Source organism: Frankia sp. CoWAU3, assembly GCF_977971855.1.
This window is the reverse complement of sequence record NZ_CDWWXB010000062.1, coordinates 14999-15881: the sequence shown is the minus strand read 5'-3', so window position 1 is coordinate 15881 and position 883 is coordinate 14999. Positions and strand designations below refer to the sequence as shown.

Sequence of the window (883 nt, the reverse complement as noted above, 5' to 3'; positions counted from 1 at the left end):
CGGTCCCGAGGGATCCCGCGGTTCGGCGCACCCGGGTGAGACAACGGGAACGGGATCCGACGGCAGCACCGGTTTCGGCGGGCGGGGAGAAGACTGATGACCAGCGCTGACCTCCTTCTGATCATCATGGTGGTAGGGCTCACCGCCTACGCGCTGCTCGGTGGCGCGGACTTTGGTGGCGGGGTGTGGGACCTGCTGGCACGCGGCCGGCACGCTGGCGACCAGCGGAAACTGATCTCGGCGTCACTCGGCCCGGTGTGGGAGGCCAACCATGTCTGGCTGATCTTCATCGTGGTGGCGATGTTCAGCGGGTTTCCCGAGGCCTACGGGGTGATCGGCTCCTCTCTGGAGGTGCCGCTGTCCGTGGCCCTCGTCGGCATCGTGCTGCGTGGCGCCGCGTACGTGTACCGGTCCTACGGGGCGGGTGGGGCCGGTCCCGACCACTGGTGGGGGCACGTCTTCGCGGTCTCCTCGACGATCGCCCCGTTCGCGCTCGGGGTGGCCGGTGCGGCTCTGGCCAGCGGTGATCTGTCGACCGACGACCCGTTCGCGCCGGTGCGCAGCCCGTTCGGGCTCGTCTGCGGGGCCTTCGCGGTCGCCGCGACGGCCTTCCTCGCCGCCGTCTACCTCTGCCGGGACGCCGCCTCTTCCCCGGCCACCGCGCACCTGGTGGCCGACTTCCGCCGGCGGGCCATCGGCGGCGCCGTGCTCTGCGGTGCACTCGCCGCGATCCTGCTGCCCCTGCTGTGGGCGGACGCCCCGCAGGTCGCCGGCCGGTTCAGGGACCGCTCGCTTCCCCTGGTAGCCCTGTCCACCCTCGGCGGGATCGGCGCCCTCGTCGCGCTCTGGCGCGAGCAGTTCGGTGCCGCCCGCATCGCGGCCG

1 protein-coding gene is annotated in these 883 nt (G+C 72.5%); it reads left to right on the top strand.

Annotated elements, in window-relative coordinates; genetic code table 11:
• Positions 1-96: 96 nt before the first annotated feature.
• Positions 97-883 (top strand): cytochrome d ubiquinol oxidase subunit II (locus AC08ON_RS08215; RefSeq protein ID WP_476616728.1); only part of this gene is annotated, 787 nt, incomplete at its 3' end.